The organism is Pseudomonas sp. Kh14, from assembly GCF_900291005.1.
GTDB classification, from domain to species: Bacteria; Pseudomonadota; Gammaproteobacteria; order Pseudomonadales; family Pseudomonadaceae; genus Aquipseudomonas; species Aquipseudomonas alloputida.
The window spans coordinates 1-241 of record NZ_OLKJ01000281.1 but is presented as its reverse complement, the minus strand read 5'-3'; the positions used below and the strand labels follow the sequence as shown (position 1 = coordinate 241).

The 241-nt window shown below is 71.0% G+C and carries 1 pseudogene; it reads left to right on the top strand.

Features of this window, described 5'->3' with window-relative positions:
- Positions 1 to 241 (top strand): annotated as a pseudogene (locus FQ668_RS28125) (glycoside hydrolase family 15 protein); the annotation flags it as partial.

Here is a 241-nt window from a genome sequence, read left to right as displayed (position 1 = left end):
CCTCAGCGCCGTCGCCGGCCCCGATCGGCTGATCCTGTGCAGCACCGTCCCTCCGCATGCCCGTGACCAGCACACCGTCGCCCGCTTTCGCGTCGGCGCGGGCGAACGCCAGGTGTTCAGTCTGCGTCACCAGCCTTCGCACCTGCCGGTGCAGCCCGGCGGTGATAGCGACGAAGCGCTGGCGCAGACCATCGACCAATGGCAGGCCTTCGCCGCCCGCTGCCCAGAGGTGGGGCCATAC